Raw genomic sequence first — 23273 nt, forward strand, 5'->3', positions numbered from 1 at the left:
CAAGGACTGCCTCCGTCCACCGCTTTAATACCAGAATAGGAGGCATTTTTTGAACCTTTGTCCTTTTTTCTCTTTTTTCGGTTTCTTTAGTATCGTTTGTTTGTGTATAGGCCTTCTTTTTACGGTACTGCACATTATAGCCTTGGTACAAGGCTTGCTGCCAACGGATGTTTTGTGTGGTGGCGGTTTTTGATTCGGAAATGGCAAATAGGGGCGGAGCACATTCGGCATTGTGCTCAAAATAATAAATTTCGCTATAGCCATTGTTTTTAAACACCGAGGTCTGACTAATCCCATCGTTAATTACAGCCCGTACCCGCCAAGCATAATTTTTATCGGGCAGCAATGCTGGTTCGCCAGGACCATAGAGTAGGGTGGTTGCCCGTGTGGTGGTTTGATAATAGGGTCTGCTAGCTAAAAATGCAGTTTGCGGATCTACTAATTCATCCCAAACTTCGACTAAGGTAAATTCGTATTCCACATTAGTGGCATTCAAATGCCTTGGAGTCCATTGAAAAACAATATTCTGAGGTTCCTTTTGCGGGATGGCTTCTCCCCTTGAGGGCACATTTAAAAAAGGAGGATCATTAAGCACTAAAAAGGCTGTGGCACAACTTTTACGCGAAATAGCTTGTCCCGAGCGGCGATCAAATACCTCAAAACAAAATTGATACACCCCATCGGGTAAAGGTTGCCCGTATTGCTGCGGACTAATTCCTCGTAAATTTTGCAACTCAAAATACGCCTGTAAATCGGCATTGGTTAATCGCAGCGGAATTCCCCCATTTAAAAACACAGGCAAAGCGCCTACTACAACAGGAGCACTCTCAATAGCAAAACCAGCGGTATTGCTCATCGAAAATTTTAAGGTTACCTCGCGGTTACTTTCGGTAACATCGGATAATAATAAATTCACAATCACCTGCTCCCGAGCAGCATTTTGATAGTCCGATAAATTTAAACTATAAGGTGGTATCAACTGCGGCGTTACCTGCACCGGGAATACCTGTGCCTGTAGCGCTTGAAAAGCGAATATCCATATGAGTAATAGGTACTTTTTCATTCTTTTTTTGAGCGTAACCCCATGGGTCGGGCTATTCGATACAATTCCTCGCACTTCCTACGTCAGGCTGTGGGATTTTCTCTACTATCCCTTACGCTTTTTAATCAACTCAACTTAAAATTGCTTACTCATCTAAGTATTTGGATAAAATTGCTTTGTTTTCTTCTAAAACTTTAGCTAATTTTTTAATATCTAGAATTCCATCAGAGTTTTTGGCCTGAGATTTCAGTTTGTTTATTTCAGGGTAATTTTCGTTATTTCTCCTATTGTAAAATTCAAACAACAAATTAGCATTCGAATTTTCAAGAATTGATTTAAGTAAATTTATTTCATCGTTTGATCTGGTATTTTCCTTAAATGTAGAATCATCGTCTAAATAATAATCTGTAATAATTACTTTATTATTATCGGATGATTTATAACTTATTAATGAATGTTTTGTGTTGTTTATGGTAACAATTAGGCGTGTCTTTAATTTAATTTTGAAAGATGTAGACTCCGTTTTACTTTGAGAAAATTTTGATGAATATTTTTTTGAAATTAAAGCTTCAGGATTATTTCCTCTTATGACTTTAGTTATTAAAGAATCTTTCTGTTCAGAATCAATTGAATAATCATAAATATTTGAAAAAGAATACTCTTTAAAAAAACGAATTTTTCCTTTGCTCCCTTCATATTTACTATAATCTATTTGTGAAAATACTACACTATACCATAGAAAACTTAGCAATAACATTTTATTTCTCATAACATATTTATTTTACCAAGTCATTGGATCTTTATATAGATTTATCTTTTTTTGATCAATTACTGGATCATACCAAGAAACAAATTCTTGTTCTAACTTTTTTAAATCCAAACTCTCATTAATAGTAACTCTATCTCTTATAGAAACTATATTTGGATCATCTGAAGATCCTAAAATTATACCTTCAAGAATTTCAGACTTCATTCTCATTACAATTATAGAAAGTGTAGATAATGATACATGAGAAGTCCTTTGCCATCTTCCTTCTACTTTCTGCATTACATAGGATGCTGAAAGTGGTTCTTCATTTTCTTGATAAAAAAAGAACTTTATTATAGAAGTAGGTATATCTCCTAAATTAAAAGTTAATTTATGATGTAATTCAAAATAATTCTTATTCTTATCCATCGATTTGATTCTATCGAAATGACTTTGCTCTTGCTTATCTTTTTCTCCATTTAAAGTATTGTAATTAACCCACTTCTGATTAGAAGCTGATAAAATAGATTGCATTAATTGTTCTGGATATTTATTTTTCACTTCATTGAGATTAGAAATAGTAGCTTTTACTTTTAGTCTTGGTTCATATATGTGAAAACTTAATTCTTGGACTTCAGCATAACCTAAAATTAAATTAGATTGTTCTTTATTCTGAGCTTTCAAAAAAAAAGTCCCAAAAAAAATTAATGGAATAAATATTATATAGTATTTTCTATTTATCATATTTTCTTTTTTTAATTTTAAAAACTACTACTATTAATGTAAGTATTGCTATCAATAAAAATGATAATCGTAAGATAATATATGACCAAATTAGAGAATCTTTGAAATTTTCTTGACCATCTAAAATATATTTATTTTTAAGAACTGGATGATACCATATATTTATAGAGTCTTGATGTTTTTGGTAATACTCAGAAAACTGTAAAATATTTGATTTTACTTTTTTAGCCTTGTAAATACTGTAAGTATTATCTTCAATTATTAGCTTGCCTTTAGGGTTTTTAAAAAAAACAGTATAAATAAGGCGATCTTTACCTGATTCTGTTAAAACATCCCTGCTTTTAATTAAAGAATCAACAACTACTCTTTTCTTAACATACTCACTTCCTTTTTTTAAATCATTGTAAATATCATAACTATCACTCCAATCTAATATTTGAAAGAATAAATTAAAAAATAAAAAAATAAAAATAATCGATTTAATTTTTTTCATACATTCAGAATAAACAAATTATAATTCAATTCTATCTGATACTTCAATTTTACCTCTCCAATCAACTAAATCAAATTTCAAAAAACCTTTAGACTTAATTTTAATATGTGCCGCTAAAATTACAGGGGGTATGTATATTAAACCTTTGATTTTTTCATCTTTAAAACTATATTTATACTCACCAGCTAAACAACCTTCTGCATACCCTTTAACATCAAAATCAACTTGATTTTTTGCTACTAATAATTTTGATCTTAAACCGGTCTCAATACAACCCTTACTTATTATTTTCAAATATGGATCTTTACCTTTATAAATATTTTCTTCAACAAATTTATAACGTTCGACACCTCCTTTAACCTGTGCCTGAACTTTAAACATCAAATATGCTCCAACTTGGAAAATACCTGCCCTTTCTGCTAATTTGAATACTGGGTGAGTAAAAGATACTTCTGCCATCTCGGCTTTAACTCCTGCCGTTACCGAAGCTTTTTCGAAAATTTTATATAATCTTGATTCTGAATCCTCTTCATTGTATTTTTGACTAGAAACTCTTATTGGGTCAATCTTAAACTTAGTCTTTTCATTTAACCCTAACGCATTATTGATTTTATCTAAAACCTTAAGATTCTTTTCAATTTCCATTAACTTATCTTTAATTAATGAACTTATCGCAGGAGGCATAAATTCAAAGGTTTTAATTTCACCGTCAACAAAAACAACTTCCACATTTTTAACTTCATTTTTGGGTTCGCCAGCTTCTACAGCAGTAACATGTGGTTCTTCTCTTTCCCAAAGAGATCTTGTTATATTAACTTTTCCATAATCAAACTTCCTCTCTCCATTAATATTATTATAGTTCCAAACAATGTCATTTTTATTAAATGAATTTTTATTTATGCTAGGAGATGTTGTTATACTATAGTTTATGAGTCTTTTTCGATCGTTAGGGGATGTTATTCCAGGCACTTTAACTAAATATAAAGTTTCATTACTTTTTGCTATTCTTTTTTTACTACGTCCATCAGTTGCATAAAGTTCTTCTAGCTTAAACTCATTATTTTTTGCTATTTCAACTTTAACTCTCAATTCTTTCATTTTTTCTTTATCGGGAAAGTTATCGGCATCATTCCAATATTGAACACCTATATAAAATTCAGAAACATCTCCCATTAATTTATGAGAAACCTTTTTCCCCTCTCCAATTATAGACGATGCTACTTCTGTATTTTTTGTAGCATATCTATCCCATACAATTTTAGCTGTTTTAGCTGCTCCAAAAAACTCTAATAATTCTTCTTCTACAGAATTATCATATTTTATCTTAATACTATCCCCATCCTTATATTTTTCATCTCTAAAACTAATAAATGGCTCACCTTCGCCTTCATCCTCACTTTCGGGCACATCAACTTCTGGTGTATCTGTATCTGTTGGTGGAGGATCTTCGGATATGATTTCTTTAATCTCTTCCACTAGTTCTTTTACCTTTTCTGGCTCTTCTTCAACCAGCTCTTCTAGCTGTTCTATTTTTTGGATAACTTCCGCTTTTTTTTCAGGAGATAATTTCTCTAATTTATCTTTTATAATTTCGACAAACTCCGATACGGTATCTATTGTCCAAACACCCACATCCTCCAACACCTCCAACTCATCACTAATATCATCCACATCACCCCAATCTTTATCGTAATCCGTTTCTACAACGCCTTCGATTAATTGGTAATCGGAGTTGAGTTTGATGTTATTAAAAATCACTTTAATTCGGGTGTCGGCTAGGTATGGCACTGTTATAAATCCCCAACCGCTATAGGTGCCATTAGCTCCTAATACTGGCGCTCCAGATCCTGGCTCGCCCGATACGCGATTCCCTTGGGCTATAAATTTTACAGTGACTGGGAAATCCCCTGCCGTAAATACTTCATTGACCCCCAAACGTTCTAAAGGCTCTTGATTATTGATTTGTATGTTAGGTAAAATACCACACTGGTAACCCGAGGCTTGGTCGTTACTACTTGCCGTGGTAAATTCTTGAATATTACCATAAGCAAAACCGCCATTGGGGCGACATCTTCCGCCTACTCTAAACTCGTAAGTCGTGGCTTTTTCTAAATTAAAAATAGTGGCTTGCTCGCTAAAGGTCTTAATTTCGAACCAAGGACTGCCTCCGTCCACCGCTTTAATACCAGAATAGGAGGCATTTTTTGAACCTTTGTTCTTCTTTCTCTTTTTCCCCTTTCTTTTGGTTTCTTTAGTTTCGTTTGTTTGTGTATAGGCCTTTTTTTTACGGTACTGCACATTATAGCCTTGGTACAAGGCTTGCTGCCAACGGATGTTTTGTGTGGTGGCGGTTTTTGATTCGGAAATGGCAAATAGGGGCGGAGCACATTCGGCATTGTGCTCAAAATAATAAATTTCGCTATAGCCATTGTTTTTAAACACCGAGGTCTGACTAATCCCATCGTTAATTACAGCCCGTACCCGCCAAGCATAATTTTTATCGGGCAGCAATGCTGGTTCGCCAGGTCCATACAATAAAGTGGTTGCTCGTGTGCTGGTTTGGTAATAGGGTCTGCTGGCTAAAAATGCGGTTTGCGGATCTACTAATTCATCCCAAACTTCGACTAAAGTGAATTCATATTCCACATTAGTGGCATTCAAATGCCTTGGAGTCCATTGAAAAACAATATTCTGAGGTTCCTTTTGCGGGATGGCTTCTCCCCTTGAGGGCACATTTAAAAAAGGAGGATCATTAAGCACTAAAAAAGCTGTGGCACAACTTTTACGCGAAATAGCTTGTCCCGAGCGGCGATCAAATACCTCAAAGCAAAATTGATACACCCCATCGGGTAAGGGCTGTCCGTATTGCTGCGGACTAATTCCTCGTAAATTTTGAAGCTGAAAATACGCCTGTAAATCGGCATTGGTTAATCGCAGCGGAATTCCTCCATTTAAAAACACAGGCAAAGCGCCCACTACAACAGGAGCACTCTCAATAGCAAAACCAGCAGTATTGCTCATCGAAAATTTTAAGGTTACCTCTCGGTTACTTTCGGTGACATCGGATAATAACAAATTCACAATCACCTGCTCCCGAGCTGCATTTTGATAGTCCGATAAATTTAAACTATAAGGTGGTATTAACTGCGGCGTTACCTGCACTGGGAACACCTGTGCCTGTAGCGCTTGAAAAGCGAATATCCATATGAGTAATAGGTACTTTTTCATTAGCAACAAGTATTCGGTGTTTTGTAATTACTAAGATGAGTTCTCGATACACTTAATTTTTTACCAAAAATCAAGCACTCGAACCAATAGTAAGCAGTTATGTAATTTACTATAGAAGTATAAACAGAGACTATTAAATGACAATAAGTAGCGATCCAAAGCAGGGCTTTGAAATACTTTTCTTCAAAATAATTCGCAAAAAATTGAAAGCAGGAGTGCAGGCACGTAGCGACGCAATTTTTTGAGAATGGTTTTTTGATGTTAATCGAAAAAATTTCTAAGAAAAGGCATCTTTTCTTTTGTTTCGTTTTCTTTGGATGAGCAAAGAAAATGAAAAAGCCGAATAGTACGGAAATGCTTTTGATTATGAATTGTTGAATCAATAACGCAGTTCTCGATACACTTAATTTTTTTTCAAAAACTAAGCACTCGAACCAGTAATAAGCAGTTATGTAATTTACTGTAGAAGTATATACAGACACTATTAAATAACAATGAGTAGCGATCCAAAGCAGGGCTTTGAAATACTTTTCTTCAAAATAATTCGCAAAAAATTGAAAGCAGGAGTGCAGGCACGTAGCGACGCAATTTTTTGAGAATGGTTTTTTGATGTTAATCGAAAAAATTTCTAAGAAAAGGCATCTTTTCTTTTGTTTCGTTTTCTTTGGATGAGCAAAGAAAATGAAAAAGCCGAATAGTACGGAAATGCTTTTGATTATGAATTGTTGAATCAATAACGCAGTTCTCGATACACTTAATTTTTTTTCAAAAACTAAGCACTCGAACCAGTAATAAGCAGTTATGTAATTTACTGTAGAAGTATATACAGACACTATTAAATAACAATGAGTAGCGATCCAAAGCAGGGCTTTGAAATACTTTTCTTCAAAATAATTCGCAAAAAATTGAAGGCAGGAGCGCAGGCACGTAGCGACGCAATTTTTTGTGAATGGTTTTTTGATGTTAATCGAAAAAATTTCTAAGAAAAGACATCTTTTCTTTTGTTTCGTTTTCTTTGGATGAGCAAAGAAAATGAAAAAGCTGAATAGCACGGAAATGCTTTTGATTATGAATTGTTGAATCAATAATACAGTTCTCGATACACTTATTTTTTTATCAAAAATCAAGCACTCGAACCCAAAACCGCTATGTACAAACAAACTACTCATACTATTTAATCAATAATTACTTTTCGAATAGCACCACCACGAGGGGTTTCTACAATTAACAGATAAATCCCCGAACTTAATTGTAAATTAAAATCGACCAAATGATCAACAGCAACAGTACTTTCCTTTTCGGTAATTACACTTCCATCGACTAATGAAATTAGTCTAAGTTTTGCCGATGCTTCGCTTTGTAAAGCCATTTTTACTTTAAAAATACCTTTACTAGGGTTTGGAAAAACGATCAACTCTTCAATAAAATCTTGATTATTGATCGCATCAGCAGCAGTAATAGTTCCTTGAGCTACAAAAATTTGTTTTTCAAAATCCTGAAAACAATCTCCTTGATAAGCGCGCATCCCAATGGTATAATTTCCTTCTTCTGCAAAAATTAAAGATAAGAAATCATCGTCATCGTTCATTACCGTAATGCCTTCGGGAACCACCCAATCAATTTTATCAGCTTTTGGTTCTGTAACATTAATAAGTGCAATTTCTTGATTGGTATAAGCACTTGAAGTAATTAAAAAGTCGGCATCAATTTCTACATCATTTACCGTTACATTCACCGTATCACTAATTTGACAACCCAACGAATTTGTAATAGTCGCGGTATATATTCCCGCCTCGGTTAAACTCACTGAAGGGTTGGTATTCGTATAGCCTTGATCGCTTGTCCATTGGTAAGTAGCTCCTAAATCGTCAATACTGATATCTAAAGCCAAGGCTTGATCAATGCAAATGGTACGGTTATCCCCTAAATCAATAGGAATAGGTTCTGGATCGATTAATTCAAAATCTTGGAAAAAGCTACAACGGCTGTTTCTGATATTAGAGTCGGTCACTTTTAATCGATAGGTTCCCTTTGTAAGGTTTGAAGTAGTATTTGTTACGCCACCATGCTCCCATTCATAAACATAAGGAGGTACTCCACCAGTAATACGTACCTCGATACGACCATCGGTGCCATCAACACATGTCGGATTCTTTTGTTCTACTATTTCTAATTCCATATCACCCGGAGGGGCAATAGTGATTTTTTCCGTAGCTTGGCAACCTCTGGCATCCATAACTTCGACAAAATAGTTGCCTGGCACCAAATTACTCTGTGTAGTTGGGGTAGTATCACCCGATGACCATTCAATGCTATACGGAGCAATTCCGCCAGTAATGGCAACACTTGCCGAAGCATCATTCCCTGCACTACAGGTAACCTCTGTATTGCTAAGTTGGAGTACGAGTAATTCAGGTTCTTCAAAATCAAATTCGATATCTGTAGCTGCTTCTAATACATCCCCTTGATAACTCCCAATGGTAGTACCTAATTGGTCAATAACGTTAAAGGCATACAAGCCATCACTTAAATTATTCGCTGTGGCTTCAGTTTGTTCGTCCAATACTTCCCAAACACCTGCATCATTTCTTTTTTTCCATATATAGGTGTACGGAGCGCCTGTAGAAAAAGGCACCCCTCCTTTTACAGTAGCCTGTAAAATTCCATCACTATATTCGTTAAGATGTACATTGGCTTGGTTACATGAAATTTCTTGAACAATAGCAATACTAGCCGTTATAGGTTCATGAATTACAAATTCACTATCAATAAAAGTACAGCCAGTTTTTGTAGTAGCTTTATTAAAATTCGCATCCTCTACACTTAAAAAATATTTACCTGCACCTATAGTGTTTAAACGTACTGTAAAAACACCCGAAGGAGATACATTAGTGGTTGTTTGTCCGTTTAGCAGCTCTCCATCTAGGGTTTCCCAACGATAAGTATACGTGTCATTGGCAAATGATGTACCCCCAGTAATTTCGGCTTCGATCCATCCATCGGTATTGCCATAGGCTGTAGGTCGATCAAATTGTGGATAAGTTATACGAAGTGGCTGTAAAGGCTGTTCAACTTCAATAGTTTGAAAAGCGGTACAGTTACGACTATCCGTAATTAAAATTTCGTAAGTGCCTATCGGTAAATCCGCGATTCGAGATGTACGTGTAGTATTATCTATTTCTTCATCACCAGTGCTCCAGGATACTAAAAACGGAGGTGTACCCCCTGAAATTTCAGCAGCTACCCAAGCATCACTACCCTCAATACAAAAAACATCCTGTTTAGTTAAAGTCACTTCCAATAACTGAGGGGCTACTAAATCAATAATTTTATCATTAGGAGTAACGAGAACATTATTCACATACGTCCCAAAAATAATTCCATTACGGTCTTCGATATTTACAGCATATTCCCCTTCGTCCAAACCGCTAGCTACTGCAGTAGTTTGTGAAGGTAGCACTTCAAAAAGTCCTGTAACTTCGTTTTTCTTTTTCCACGTGTATATATAAGGAAGTCCTGTAGCAAATTGCACCCCTCCCGAAGCGGTAGCGGTTAATTCTCCATCGGCAAATGGGTTGCCATTAGCATTCGTTGGGTTACAGGATATAGGTTTTGTTTCGGCAACACTTAATTCAAGTGGCGTAGGATCTTCCAACTCAAAAGTATCACTAATAATACAGCCCGATTTATTGATCGCCTCCGTATGATTCGCATCGGTAATAGTTAAGGTGTACACACTAGTGCCCACATTATCCAAACGCAAAGTGAAGGTATCCGTAGTGATATCAAAACTAGTGGTTACGTTAGCTGTTACACTACTACCACTACTATCGGTCCATGTAAAGTTATACGTATTATCTGCAAAAATAGTTCCCCCTGTCACCGTGGCTTCAATAAAACCATTAGTAAAGCCTGCTGCGGCGGGTTGGTTAAAATTAGAAGGATAAGTAAGCTCTAATGGTGTATTCGGTTCGGTAATCGTATAGGTTTTAAAGGTACTACAGCCTTTAGCATCCGTAATGCGAACGCTATAATCGTCTGCTATTAAATTTTCACGTATTAAACTGGTATTTGTTGGGGCATCTGTCCATTGTATGGTATAGGATGCTGGACTAGTTGGAAAAGGATTTCCTCCACTAATATTTAATTGAATTCGCCCATCATTACCTCCATGGCAACGCACAGGTGTTAAATTTTCTACAATGTCTATGGGCGTAGGCTCTACCAAATCAAAAGTAGCATCGACACTTTTAGTTCTTTCTGCATCCGTCGCCCCAAAAGAAACCCCATTTTTATCGGTAACACTTACGGCATATGCTCCAGCTTCTCTATTAGACAATGTAGCGCTGTTTTCGCCAGGCAATACCTCATAAACACCCGTAGTTTCGTTTTTCTTTTTCCATACAAAAGTGTACAAATTACCTCCATTAGAAATAGGATCAAAAGGGACTCCTCCAGTAACTAGAGCTGTTAACACCCCATCGGTGGATTTATCAGTTGATGTATTGGCCGAATTACAGGATATTTCGGTGGTCTCATCAATGCTCAAGGTAATAGGGGTGGGCTCTCCCAAATCGTACTCGCTTGCATTAATAAAACAAGCTTGTTTATTGGTTGCAGCAGCATGATTATTATCATATACACTTAAAAAATATTTCCCTTTAGGAACATCCGTTAGGGTAATTCGATAATTAATTTTACCCGTCCCATCAATTTCTGTTTGTGTGTTTACTGTGGTTAAGGCATCTCCATTTAAATTTTTCCAAGTAAAGGTATACGGCTCAGCACCTAGGCTTTCATTAGGCGTTCCCCCTGAAACTACGACTTGTATTTGTCCATTGGAGAATCCAAAACCGGTAGGATCCATCGAATTTTCATCAACATCTGTATGTGTTAGTGGGCTTTCTGGTTCGTTTATGGTTATTGGTATTATAGTTTCATTACCAAGCATTGTTTCTCCACCAATAGTTATTTCATCTTTTGCCACACACCCATTTCCATCACGAATTTTAATTTCGTAAGTACCTGCAGTAAGGTTTTTGATATCTGTATGACTATTTTCATCAAAAGATTGCCAATCAGACTCACTTACAGGAAATGGTTCGGGTACTTTTCGAAGTAAATAACTGTAGCCATTTTGTGTCCCACCTGCTGCATTAATACGAATAGCTCCATCATTACCTCCAAAACAGAACACATCTGTTTTAATTGGCGCTGTTTGAAAAGATACTGGTCTATTTCTACCTAATGAGAACGTGGCTTTATGTTTAACCGAATCTGAAAAATAGATACTAGAATCAGCTAAATAAGCTACTTCAAAAGCATTTGGAATATCCGATGCTGGCAATCCAGTAATTTCAATTTGCCTAGGATTTTTAAATGCATTTTGATCAATTAAATCTTGCTTAGTAAACGAGGCAATTAATTCTCCAGGTCTTGTTTTATCCCTAATAACAATTCCTAACTCATCATTTACCAGATCAATATCATTATCTAAATTAATGAGTAGTTTTCCATCTTCGGTATCAAAACATGTTGTTTGTGTTGGTATTACTGAGGTGATATGAGGGGCTGATTTTTTGATGTTGTAGGTTATAAAATCACTATTTGCTGCATCACATGGTCTTAATCTAAAACGAATCTCTTTACCAATCACACTTTCATCTAAAAAATCAGAAATTTTTATAGTGGGTTGTCTTGTATTACGAACTGGCAAATCAACCCAGTCTGTCGCAGGAACTCTACAAGGCTGTCCAGTTCTAGTTGGTCTATTTCTTCTGCAATTATCTCTATCACGTGCACTTAGATTAGGATTTCGTATGGTTCTAGTCGCTGATTCAAAACCATATTGCCAATTATATACACTAGCATTAAGCCCCCTTGTTGCATCTAAAGTAAAATTATTATCGAATCCAATTGAATTTTGAGATACTTCTTCCATTAAGTCTTCAGCTGTATTAAATCGTTCAACTTTTGGTATTGGAGTAACTTCGTAATCAAAAATTACTCTAGTCGTTAAATCTGAATGAGCTGTTAATCTTTCATCAAAATGAGCATTAAAACATCGATTAGGTATTGATTTAGGAAAATCATCACTTCTCTGCTGTCGATTTTTGCTACACTTTCCTCCACTTTCGTCTTTAGCATTCATATGAACATTAATTCTATCTAATATCCCATCTATAGTGTAAGTTCCATTAGGACCACCCTTTGAATACGTACCATTCTTAAAATGAATAATTTCTGTAGATACATTATCTGTGTTTATGAGATGTACAAATACATAATCATGACACCTTCCATCATCAAAATGAGTAGGATGAGAAAAATTAGAAATTCGAACAACAGTTCTTTGGGAATAACAAATGAATGATAATAAAAAAAGGTACAAGAATAAATATTTTTTTTTCATAGACTTCATTTAATAAGTTATTACCTCTTTTTTAAATTCAGTATTTCCCGAATTATCAAGTGCTTTAAAGGTATAGGTATACACATTACCAGGGTTTACTTTGTTATCTTCAAAAACTTGAATTTTAGCCGAGTATTGCCTTAATAATACTGGTTTTTCTTCATTTTTAGCTTTGTAAATGGATAATTCAGCTACCTGATCTGCTAATGCCCAAGTCAAATCGATTTTGTTATTTACCCGATCTGCTATACCTGCGGCTCGTTTTATTAATTTGGGAATTTCTTTACTTCCTTTAGCAGTTACTGTTATGGGGGTAGCAGGTTCCGATAATAAACCACTTTCATCTTCAGCAAAAATAGCGTAGCGGTAACGCTGATTACTTTTTAACGAAGTATCTGTATAAGTTTCTTCACTTATAGCATTAAAAATGAGCTCCCAATCACTTTCATTATCATTTAAGGATTTTCGGAATAATTTATGTGTGGCTACATCCTCACTATTACTTGGAATCCAGTTCAAGGTGACCTTTCCGTCTTCTATATGGTACTTAGAAAAAACAGGCGATGCTGGTGGTACTATATCGGGCTTTTTTACTACTAAGACTTCTGAGAAATCAGACATATTGTAGCGTTTGTCCACGGCCACTACTTTATAGAACACTTTTGCATTTAAGGATTTTAATTGCACATGATCGGTAAAATTTTCTATTGAAATCGGACTAATAGTCAATTGCGAATACTCTTCTTTTTCAATATTTGCTCGAAACACACGATAGCCTAGCAGGTCATTTTCCAAATTTTTTGCCCAAGCTATATTAACCACTCCAGTAGTATCAATGCTGGCTTGTAAACCTACCGGTGGTATAGGCGGGATAGAGTCAATAGTTTGCACAAAAGCGGTTAATGAAGTTGTTTTTTGATTGTTTTTGCCAATAGCAGAAATGCTAAAATAATTTGAAGGTGCCAGCTTTTTTACGCTCACATTTCGCTTGTTTACAGGAATCCCTTTTTGTAGTATTTTAAAAGGTCCCTTTACGGTAGGTCCACTATTCAACTCAAAACTCGTAATTTCATTTTCGGCTTCTTTTTTAAATTCCCATACAATTTCGGCACCACCATCAGCGGTTAATTTATGAGTTTTAATATGCGGAACTGCTTCGAGTTTTTTAAAACCACTAGCTGCAGTTGTTTCCGAAGGTTCACTTTCTTCTCCAAAAGAAGAAACTCCGATAACCCGATACTGGTACTTTTTATTATTCTGAGCAATCGAATCAATATAAATCATTTTTTTAACCTTGCTATCGGGACGGTCATTCATATTCACTAAAGGTTCTTTGTTAAGGCGTTGAAACTTGGACCCATCTTCGGATCGCTCTACAAAATAGGCTACATATAAATTTTTAAATAATTCATATTCCCACGACAATAAAATGCTTTTGTCTTGTCCCACACTATACAAATCTATAGGTTTAGGTAGTACTTCTTTTTTTGATACTCCTTTTACAAAAACACCTCCCGATTCAATTTCTAAAATTTCTTTAGGCGTATTGGGTATCACTTTATAAAAATAATCTTCATTTGCTTTAACATTACTATCCACAAAACCCAAACCAGCTTTAACAGCTGCTTCAAAATTCATATCTGCCGCAAAAAGCCCAAAAGCAAAGCGCTGCTCCACTTCCCGTGCTTTATTTATAATTTGCATCAAACCATCTTGATTATTAGTGCCTTCTACAGTAAAACTTTCTCCATACATAGCTTGAGCTAAAATAGCTGCATAATCATTGGCTGTAGCTAAAGACTCCCAATTACTCAAAGGATCTGGAAGTATCGGATTTTTTCCAAGGCTGATCTTTTCAGTTGTAGTTAATCGAACTCCATTTCTTGAAATGGTATAGCGCTCCAAACTATACCCATATTTTACACCTTTTAACCAAGCACTAGGCGTTGTGGTTGCCCAACGTAATAGAATTTGATTCCCCTGATGACGAGACAATACTTTTACCGCTGCTTTTTCTGTTTGACTAAACAAAGAAAAGGCTGAGATAAAAATGTATATGTATATGATAACCCTCATAGTGTTTTATCTAAATCGTAATGGGTTGGTGTAATTAAAAATAAAAGATGAATTCTTTTTATTACCTGGCAATACATAATTTAATTTAACATCATATTTCCCATTTCGCATTTGTAAAAAATCGGCATCAATAATATCAAGTGCTGTTTGTGTACTTGGGATAAGGCCGTTAGTAAAATCATTTAAAACACGATCTCTAATACTTACATAATCTTCCTTATAAATTAAAGCCAAATCATAACGGAATGGGAAACGTGTTTTTCGCCAATTGATATCCACATCATGCTCTAAGCTAGTCAAGTAACTCGTACTTAAAATTAAAGCTTTACTAGGCTTAAAACCATATATTTTAGGGTCGCGACTAATTGTATATTTACTAGTTAATGGATGCTTTTGATATAATATCGGATCAATATCTTTGGTAAAATAATCATCTTTTAACGTGGCCTCAGCCACCACTAAGGGTTTGTTATCAGAATAAGTATCCCCAACAAGCTCCATTAGTTCGTAACCTTCGTTGGGATTAATTTTAGCACTTAAGAAAATAGCTTCAAAACGTTGATCAAAAAGGTGATTTGTAGTTTTTATGCTTCGCATTTTACTCACAAAAGTAGCATACTCGCTAGTGCCAAAATTGTATGTTAAACGTTCAATTTCACCAGTATTGGACACCTCATTTGCTTGGTTCTGGGTTACCACAAAAGTGTTATCATTATCTAAATTTGTTGCTGTCTCTTTTTTCTTCGTTTTAGTAGTTGAATGAGTACTAGCATTTTTAGGATAACTATTAATCGTCATAGTATAGCCTGTTTTATTGGCTAAATTTGTCATGGCATAGTTTACCTGATTATCAGAAAGATTATAATTCATTTCGGTAATAGTGTTTTTATCATTTTCATCGGTAAGGGTTACCTTACTTTCCCATTGTGCGCTATCAAATAAATAATCTTGTCCTCGCTTTAATTTGATATAGCCTTTTTTGTATTCTTTCGCATACACAAATTTTTGATTCACTACCGGGTAACAATACTTAATGTTATGCAATGGGATGTGCGTTGGTGCTTCACCGGTAGTAAAATTACGTTCTTCGCGCTCCACCGCTTTTTGACCATCAACATTTACGGTTTGAAATACCCCATTTACTTTTTCTAAAAAACTAACTTCGGCCACTACTTTGAGTTTGGTATTAGGCGGCAATATATCGGTTGAATAAAAAGTAACTCGATCCTTGCTCGTTGCCCATTCCATTTCACCTTCAATTAGCTTACCTGATTCGTCTGTAACTTCAAATTTATCAAGCAGTACCTTGTAGGTTTTATCACTTTGATCATCCGGAATAATAATCGGTTCGTTTACTTTCATACTAAAAGCCGCTTGTGGGGCTGCAAAAACATCAACGTCATCGGTATTTTCTTTGGGGGTTAGCCCTGTAATCATTTTAATGCCGCCAAGTGGAGAGGCATTTTCCAATTCACACACCTCACCAATTTCTAGCTTAAAGCGAAAACGTCCTTTTACCAAACCACCTAATAAATTATAATAGCCCCCCAAATAGCCTTTGATCCAAATAGGATTAGGGGCTTTGGCTTGCAGTAATACCGCTGCACCTGCACTAATTATAGGGATTTTCTTTTTTACAAAAAATAATTTAATACGAATACCCAGCTCACCTTGTAAATACACATAGGCCTGACCATTAGCATACCAACCATCGATCCCTATCTGTTTGCCTGTATTTTTACATGAGGCCTCTCCGTAATCACGTAGCATAATATCAAAACCTGCTCCTGCCATAAAGCGTGCATAAAAAATGAGAAACCGCAAATCGCCCGTATCTACTTTAAAATTTGTTCCAAAAGCAAAACCTTTACCTGAACTTAGCGCATTTTCATCGCGCATATAATCCAATTCGCTAAGTTCCACACCCAAAATTTCTGCCACTTCCGGTGGCGGTGGCGGACTGCCTTCCAAACGATCGCCCACCATAAAATAACCTGTAGTTTCTACAGATATAGGACCCACCCCTAAACGTAAACCCACTCTTTTAGAGGGCGTTCCTAAATGCGCATACCATTCCTTTTTACTTACATGTATCACTCCCCAACCAGCTAAGCCGCCAGGGCCGTATCCCTGAAGAAATCCTCCAGGAGTGTTTACATACAGTTCCATATCGGCATGAAACGAATCATTTACAAAATCAAAATTGACTCCAATTTTACCTTCTATTGTTGCCGTTGCAGCTGCGGACTTGGGATATTCTTCTGTTGATTTATCTAAAAAAGTTTTTCCAGCTTTACTATCCATCACTCCTTGTAGGGCTTCGTTATTAACCATTCCTTGAAGTTGATCTTGCATAGCCGAGGCAGGATTAGCAAACTCGAGTGCTTTCATGACTTTAGCTTCGCCAAAAAAGCCTAAGCGATTCATACCTCCTTTTTTATTAAATTCAATTTCAAATCCAGCACCAATACTCACTGCAGTTTCGTCCCCTATTGAACCTATGATCATAGCCTTTACACCCAACCCAGAACGATCACTAGGAATATAAGAAAGTCCCGAAGGTGAAAATTCGGAAGCTGAAACCCCCTGCCTACGGGTCATTCGATATGATGCGCCACCTGCAAAACCAGAAAGCTGTACTGGACCTATATTAATTTTAAGTCCACGTACCGAAGCATCCACATACCAATAACGAAAATCTTTTTTACCAAAAATAGCCTTGGTCGTTATGGGGCCAAAACCACCAAAAGTTCCTTGGATTTCTGCCGCAAAGCCATTTCCATATTCCGGGTCATTGCGCATTAATTCTAATGCACCATTTAATTGGACGCCTCCTAAATCGGCATCAATAGCAATAGCAGCCAAGTCTAATCCTTTAAATCGCCAACGTTGTTTGCGATCTTCGTCACTAATTTCTCCTTGTATCTTTAGCCGTGTAGACCCACTAAAGCCTTTACTCATTAAATTGATGCTCAACCCAAAAATCAAACTGGTTTCATACTCATTAGCCACCAAAGCAACTTCGGGAATAGATACGGGAAAATTACTAAATTTACCCGCTTTTTTATATCCAAAATAATCTGCCTGTAGTATGGGAGATGTGGTTTGTAAAACTAAATTTTGAAATTGAACGCCCTTAAAATTAGTAAGGGCTTTTTCATCAGTTTCTGGATTATTCTTGGCACTAATATCCAAATACCCATTGAGTATAGCTCGAGGTCTAAAATTTCCGTTTTCGACTAAAAGTTCCACACTTGAATTAGGCGCTAATTGAGCCTTGGCCTGAAAGACATCGAAATTGAGTTCTTCCAAAGTGGATACACTAAGCCCATATTCTTCTTCACTAATAATACCGCTATAGCCTAAACCTAAAGTTTCTATTTTTTCGCCTTTGGCATTAGTTGCCTTGGCATTTTTGGACACTGGTAATACAATAGCGCCACTAAAATCTGCTCCAATTAAGTTGTTAGCCGCCAACTCCAAGCCAAATTTATCTACCGAATAGGCCCAGGCTTTTGTATTTGAGGTACGGCCAGATTTTAATGGAATCAAATTTTCGACCGAAAAATACCCCGAAACCCCGTGATTATCAATAATCATATTTAAGGCATTAAAAGTAACCCGCTTGTTTTGGGAAATACTTTCCTCGGTTTTAAATTCTTTAGGCAAGGCAATTTGGAGCGATTGCACATATACGCCTCGCCAAGCTTCGCGGTTAGGTTGTAGTAAGCCCTTTTCTTCGTAAAAATTAGGAAAATTCACCTCTGGTGTTCGCAAATCACTAAAATCAAAAGTAGCTTGATTTGCCGTAAACATAAACTTATCCGGGTGCTTAGTCAATACAAAAGGGGAGAGGCTTAATTCAATAACCAAATCATTCCAGTCGGAACCGACCATATTAAAATTACCACGTACCCTGTTAGGTATTTGTACTTTTTTTTGAGCCGAATTAGTATACATTCGCGTCTCTGGTGCTAAATTTCCTTCATTATCTACAGGCAAAAGCATTTTTCGCGAAAATTGCACCTCTCCTTGCAAACCTAATTCCTTTACGCCATCGCAATCAATAGTGATGTAGGTATTGTTTTGGGTAAGTCCTGTTTCCATATCAAAACCTCCTTTTAATGAAAACAACCAATTTCCTTTGTTAAACGGAATAAATACATCCCCTAATAACACCAAATTGGCTTGACCAATTAATCCACCGCTATGAGAAAGTTTTACATTGTTTGCTCCAAAAAACAACTGTATAGGCTCGCCTCGCTCATCAGTCTGTGGTAATTTGATACGTGCAAAAACAGTAAGTTCGGTGTAGTCTTTGGTAAACCTTGCTTTAGCGAAACCTATTTGGTAGGTAACCCCGCTAACTTCGTGCTGAATACCTACTGGCAAGGTTTGAATATCTTCGTTAGAAAAGGTATCCACCCACTTCCCTGTCTCCTCAACTTCGTTAATTACCCCCTCTGCTTCTTGTCGATTATTTTCAACTTCTTGAAGAATTGGGTATTCACTATTTATTTGCTTGAAAGAAAATTCCGAAGCATTAGAAGTGTATTGAAATTCCTTGTCAGTTGTCGGATATTTTTTATCCAGCTCAAACAATTTTTGTTTTAGCAGTTTATTAACATTAAGCAGGGTCCTTTTAGTTGAAGTGCTTGTAATCAAGGAATCTTTAACAATAGCTGCGTGAACACTACTTGAAAAAAGGCTACTGACAATAAAAAAGAATAGAAGTAGTTTTTTTTTCATTTAAATAGCATTGTTGGTTACAAGTAAATTTTACACTTAAGAATATCTGGTAAAAATAAGCACTTGAATCTTATAATGTTATCTTTATATTGAAGGAATATTCCTTCAAATATAGAGCTGATTTTTTAGGATTTATAGCTAGTTTTGCCGCAATCTAATTTAAATACACAAATTAATTATGAAAAAAATCATTTTAGGTCTTGGAATAGCTGTAGCTACTTTATTTTCTTGTAGTAGTGATGATGCTAATTCTGACTCAACAAATAATGAAAACGAAAGTATTTTAGGTAAGTGGAAATTAGTATCACTCATCGAAAACAACGAACAAAAAATATTAGATGACTGTGAAAAAAAATCAATAGTAGAATTTACAGAAACAATTTTTGTGAACAAACTAACATCTAATAAGGATGGTGAGTGTAAGCTTGACGTAGCAGGTAATACTCCTTATAAAATCAAAAATGATCTAATTATTTTTGGAAATGAAACTGATGAAGAGTCTCCTACATTTTCTCTTAGTAACAATAGGCTTACTATTACCTACAAAGTTATTGAAGATGGCGATGAACCCTTAGTTGAAATCTTTGAACGCACTACTGATGATTTCTTTGTAGAAGCAATAACTCCAGAAATAACGGGCATTACCAAAGATCAAATTAAAGGAGGTTATAACCTAGTTTTTGAATCAGAAAATGGAGAAGTTATAGCACTTGATGATTGTAGAAAAAAAACAGCACTAGAAATAACTGATGATGTATTTAAGCAACTTTATTTTTCTGGGAGTGATGTTGATAATTGCGGAAATGGAGGCTTAATTACGGGTAGTTATATCATTCAAAACTCTTCACTTTTAGTAAAAGCTAATGATGGTGATTTTGAAACAGAAGTTACTTTTGAAGAAGATTTACTTATTTTTACTGAAAAAGTAGAGGATGATGAGATTTACGTAGAAAAATGGAAAAAAACTACAGAGGATTTTCCAACAATAGAAGAAGAGGAAGAAGAAGTAACTATACAATCCCCTATAGTTGGTGAATGGCAATTGATTTCTATTTTAAACAAAGATGGTAAGGAAGATATTCAGGAGTGTGAAGAATTAAACACACTTACATTTGAAAGCAATGGAAATTTAAAAGTATTGACCCACGATTTTGATAGTTCATCTATGACTTGTGAAGGTAAAACTACTCAAAGCACCTACACTGTAGAAGACAATACAATTAAATTCACTGTAAATGGAATAGAATCAACTACTGATTTTTCTTATGACTCTGAAAAAGATGAACTTACCATAATAGGCTCTGAAGAAAACTCTTCGGTATACAAAAGAAAATAAATTCATCACTTAAAAAACCACGCTTATTGAATATTCAACAAGCGTGGTTTTAATTATAAGAAAAAGTTATAAGAAGTTTTTACAACATATCATTTACTATTTTCTTTTTATGGTTAAGCACTCCAAATTGCTTATCACAAACTATTGATTACGAAACCATAAAAAAAAGTAAGCCCTTAAAAGTTAGTGGTATTGTTTCTGCCAACGGGGTGTATTACAATTCTAACCAAAATGCCAGTCGTAATCCATTTACGTACTTTTTGCAAGGTACCTTGAATGTTTCTATCTACAGTTTTTCTATACCGATTACATAGAGTTATAGTATTGATAACTTCATAAACGTCGCTTAGTTATTTACAAGGTACTCCAATCTTAATAAAACACTATCTTTGAGTCAAATTTTAATTACATTATACATGAAAATTATAAAAGTAATTTCTCTAGTACTAATTTTTTTAGCTGTTAGTTGTAGTAGTGATGATGATAATGATCTTAAAAATGAACCATGTGTTGATTTTTCTGATGGTATTGGTGGGCAAAGTTTTTTAATTGGCAACTGGAAACTACTAGAATATGCTGATTCCGTTAGGGGTTGCATAACTACTGAATGTAAAAAAAGATCAACCATCTCTTTTACTGAAACAGAAATTAAGGGAACAGAATTTTTTAGCGAAGGAGATATTTGTGACGAAGAAGCTGAAAGAAATGCAACCTATACTATTGAGGAAAACAGAATAGTATCTAATATCGTTCTTTTTGAAATAGGTAACGGAATCGAGCCTCAAAACACTACTTTTACAGCAACAAATGATTCTCTTAGAATAATTTTCGAATTCGAATCCCAAAATAATGATATTGGAAAGGTAAAAGAAGTTTATTTATTTGAAAAAATATAAAAAATTGCTAATGGGCATCTTTAGGAGCATTAAGTGATTAGTCTGATGCTCACAAATTACACATAAAAAATCCAAAATTTGATAAATTCAAGTTTTGGATTTTTATTTTTTGGGCTAATTTCAATTCCATTTCTAAAGGTGTCAAATAATTTAAAGCAGAATGTATTCTTTTAGTGTTGTACCAATTTACATATTGATCAATACACCTGTAAAGCTTCTCACTATTTGAAAAATGACACCTATTTTAAGCATTCTATTTAATTGTTTTAAAAAAGCTTTCAGCTACAGCGTTATCCCAACAACTTCCCTTTCTACTCATACTTTGAGTAATTTTAAGATTTGAATTTAGTAAGGAAACTATTTTATTTGAAGTGGACTATCACGTACGGTTCTGTGAGAGGTATAGGATAAAATTCCCTGTACCTACTTGACTTTGCAATCCGTGATAATATACACCATCAATTTACATTAAATTTTCAATTAAAAAATCTATTTCTATTTCACTTCATAAACTTACAACAAGAAGACTCTATTTTTAAAACAAAACTTTTTACAAAAAAATCACTTTGTTTGATTAACTTTGTAGACACGGAAAACATTTCCGCGCGATCGGGTTATTTCTTTAGATTACCTTGTGGGAAATACAGATTTAAAACTTACTGATAACTTAATGAATCGCATTAAGTAAGTTGCTAAAATGACCGATAAAGACAAGGATTATGTATATACTTTAATCGATGCATTTATCGCTAAAACTAAACTTAAAGGATTAATATGATTTGGTCTCCTGATATTTATAATAAAGCTTGGGAGTTCGCTACTAGGGCCCATAAGAATCAAACATATGGAGGGAGAAAAGAAGACGAACAAATACCTTATTTAAATCATATTGGTAGTGTGGCAATGGAAATTATAAATGCCATTCAATTAACAAATACAGAATTTGATAAAAATCTAGCTATTCAATGTGCGTTATTACATGATACAATTGAGGATACCATCCATACATATGAAGATATAAAAACTCTATTTGGTAAAAATGTTGCAGATGGAGTCCTAGCCCTAACAAAAGATGAAACCTTAAATACTAAAGAAGCAATGATGCTTGATAGCTTAGACCGTATTAAAAATCAACCGCATGAAATTTGGATGGTAAAAATGGCTGATCGCATTTGTAATCTTTATCACCCTCCTTTCTACTGGAACAATGATAAAAAAATAATCTATCAAAAGGAAGCTATTACAATTCATACCGAATTAAAATCAGCTAGTAAATACCTTTCTGAAAGATTATTGAGTAAGATCGATAATTATAGTTCATTTATTAAATAAAATTGTTGTTGCTTAAATTATCTCGTTCATCTAAAATCTCCATAATTTCATCTGCTTTTTCTTCGTTAATGTATTGGTCTGGTGAAGGGTCAGGGTAGTAATTAAAAACTTCATTACTCTCTTCCCATTTACCCTTTTCATAAATAAAACCTTTCATATTAACCTGAGTTCGATTAAAATTGCTTGATTTTTTTATAACAAAAAAGACAGATTTTTA

Annotated in this window: 12 protein-coding genes and 1 pseudogene; 3 read left to right on the forward strand and 10 right to left on the reverse strand. The window is 35.0% G+C overall.

Annotated elements, in window-relative coordinates; translation table 11 throughout:
* The 8 genes from KQA_RS19235 to KQA_RS0217080 all read right to left on the reverse strand — a co-directional run.
* The coding region (locus KQA_RS19235) for a hypothetical protein (RefSeq protein ID WP_010182784.1) at positions 1-1063 on the reverse strand (1063 nt) is incomplete at its 3' end.
* A 124-nt stretch (positions 1064-1187) separates the two neighbouring features.
* Complete coding sequence (locus tag KQA_RS0217040; RefSeq protein WP_010182785.1) at positions 1188-1811, reverse strand: hypothetical protein; 624 nt, start codon at positions 1809-1811, stop codon at positions 1188-1190.
* A gap of 12 nt (positions 1812-1823) precedes the next feature.
* Positions 1824-2534, reverse strand: coding sequence for a hypothetical protein (locus KQA_RS0217045; protein ID WP_010182786.1), 711 nt, complete (start codon positions 2532-2534; stop codon positions 1824-1826).
* On the reverse strand, positions 2524-3027 hold the full coding sequence (locus tag KQA_RS0217050; RefSeq protein ID WP_010182787.1) for a hypothetical protein: 504 nt from the start codon (positions 3025-3027) through the stop codon (positions 2524-2526). Before KQA_RS0217050 ends, KQA_RS0217045 begins: the two co-directional genes overlap by 11 nt.
* 18 nt (positions 3028-3045) lie before the next feature.
* On the reverse strand, positions 3046-6255 hold the full coding sequence (locus tag KQA_RS0217055; RefSeq protein WP_010182788.1) for a hypothetical protein: 3210 nt from the start codon (positions 6253-6255) through the stop codon (positions 3046-3048).
* Positions 6256-7429: 1174 nt separating this feature from the next.
* Positions 7430-12667: a hypothetical protein gene (locus KQA_RS0217070; protein ID WP_232285917.1), complete on the reverse strand. Its 5238-nt coding sequence runs from the start codon at positions 12665-12667 to the stop codon at positions 7430-7432.
* Positions 12668-12676: 9 nt separating this feature from the next.
* Positions 12677-14743 (reverse strand): fibronectin type III domain-containing protein, encoded by a 2067-nt coding sequence (locus KQA_RS0217075; RefSeq protein WP_010182791.1) that lies wholly within the window; start codon positions 14741-14743, stop codon positions 12677-12679.
* A gap of 6 nt (positions 14744-14749) precedes the next feature.
* On the reverse strand, positions 14750-19492 hold the full coding sequence (locus KQA_RS0217080) for a hypothetical protein (RefSeq protein ID WP_010182792.1): 4743 nt from the start codon (positions 19490-19492) through the stop codon (positions 14750-14752).
* 178 nt (positions 19493-19670) lie between these two features.
* Here KQA_RS0217080 and KQA_RS0217085 point away from each other — a divergent pair, with 178 nt between their 5' ends.
* Positions 19671-20828 carry a lipocalin-like domain-containing protein gene (locus tag KQA_RS0217085; protein WP_010182793.1) on the forward strand — a complete coding sequence of 386 codons (1158 nt, stop codon included), beginning with the start codon at positions 19671-19673 and terminating at the stop codon, positions 20826-20828.
* A gap of 416 nt (positions 20829-21244) precedes the next feature.
* Positions 21245-21724 (forward strand): lipocalin-like domain-containing protein, encoded by a 480-nt coding sequence (locus KQA_RS0217090; RefSeq protein WP_010182794.1) that lies wholly within the window; start codon positions 21245-21247, stop codon positions 21722-21724.
* Positions 21725-21773: 49 nt separating this feature from the next.
* Here KQA_RS0217090 and KQA_RS19980 read toward each other — a convergent pair.
* Positions 21774-22049, reverse strand: a pseudogene (locus tag KQA_RS19980) (transposase); the annotation flags it as partial.
* A 449-nt stretch (positions 22050-22498) separates the two neighbouring features.
* On the opposite strand from KQA_RS19980, the gene KQA_RS0217095 reads away from it, so the two are divergent.
* Complete coding sequence (locus KQA_RS0217095; RefSeq protein WP_010182795.1) at positions 22499-23056, forward strand: HD domain-containing protein; 558 nt, start codon at positions 22499-22501, stop codon at positions 23054-23056.
* Here the strand turns inward: KQA_RS0217095 and KQA_RS20390 are convergent.
* Complete coding sequence (locus KQA_RS20390) at positions 23049-23213, reverse strand: hypothetical protein (protein WP_157366757.1); 165 nt, start codon at positions 23211-23213, stop codon at positions 23049-23051. The genes KQA_RS0217095 and KQA_RS20390 overlap by 8 nt on opposite strands.
* Positions 23214-23273 lie beyond the last annotated feature (60 nt).

Origin of the sequence: Aquimarina agarilytica ZC1, from assembly GCF_000255455.1 — a bacterium.
GTDB lineage: Bacteria > Bacteroidota > Bacteroidia > Flavobacteriales > Flavobacteriaceae > Aquimarina > Aquimarina agarilytica.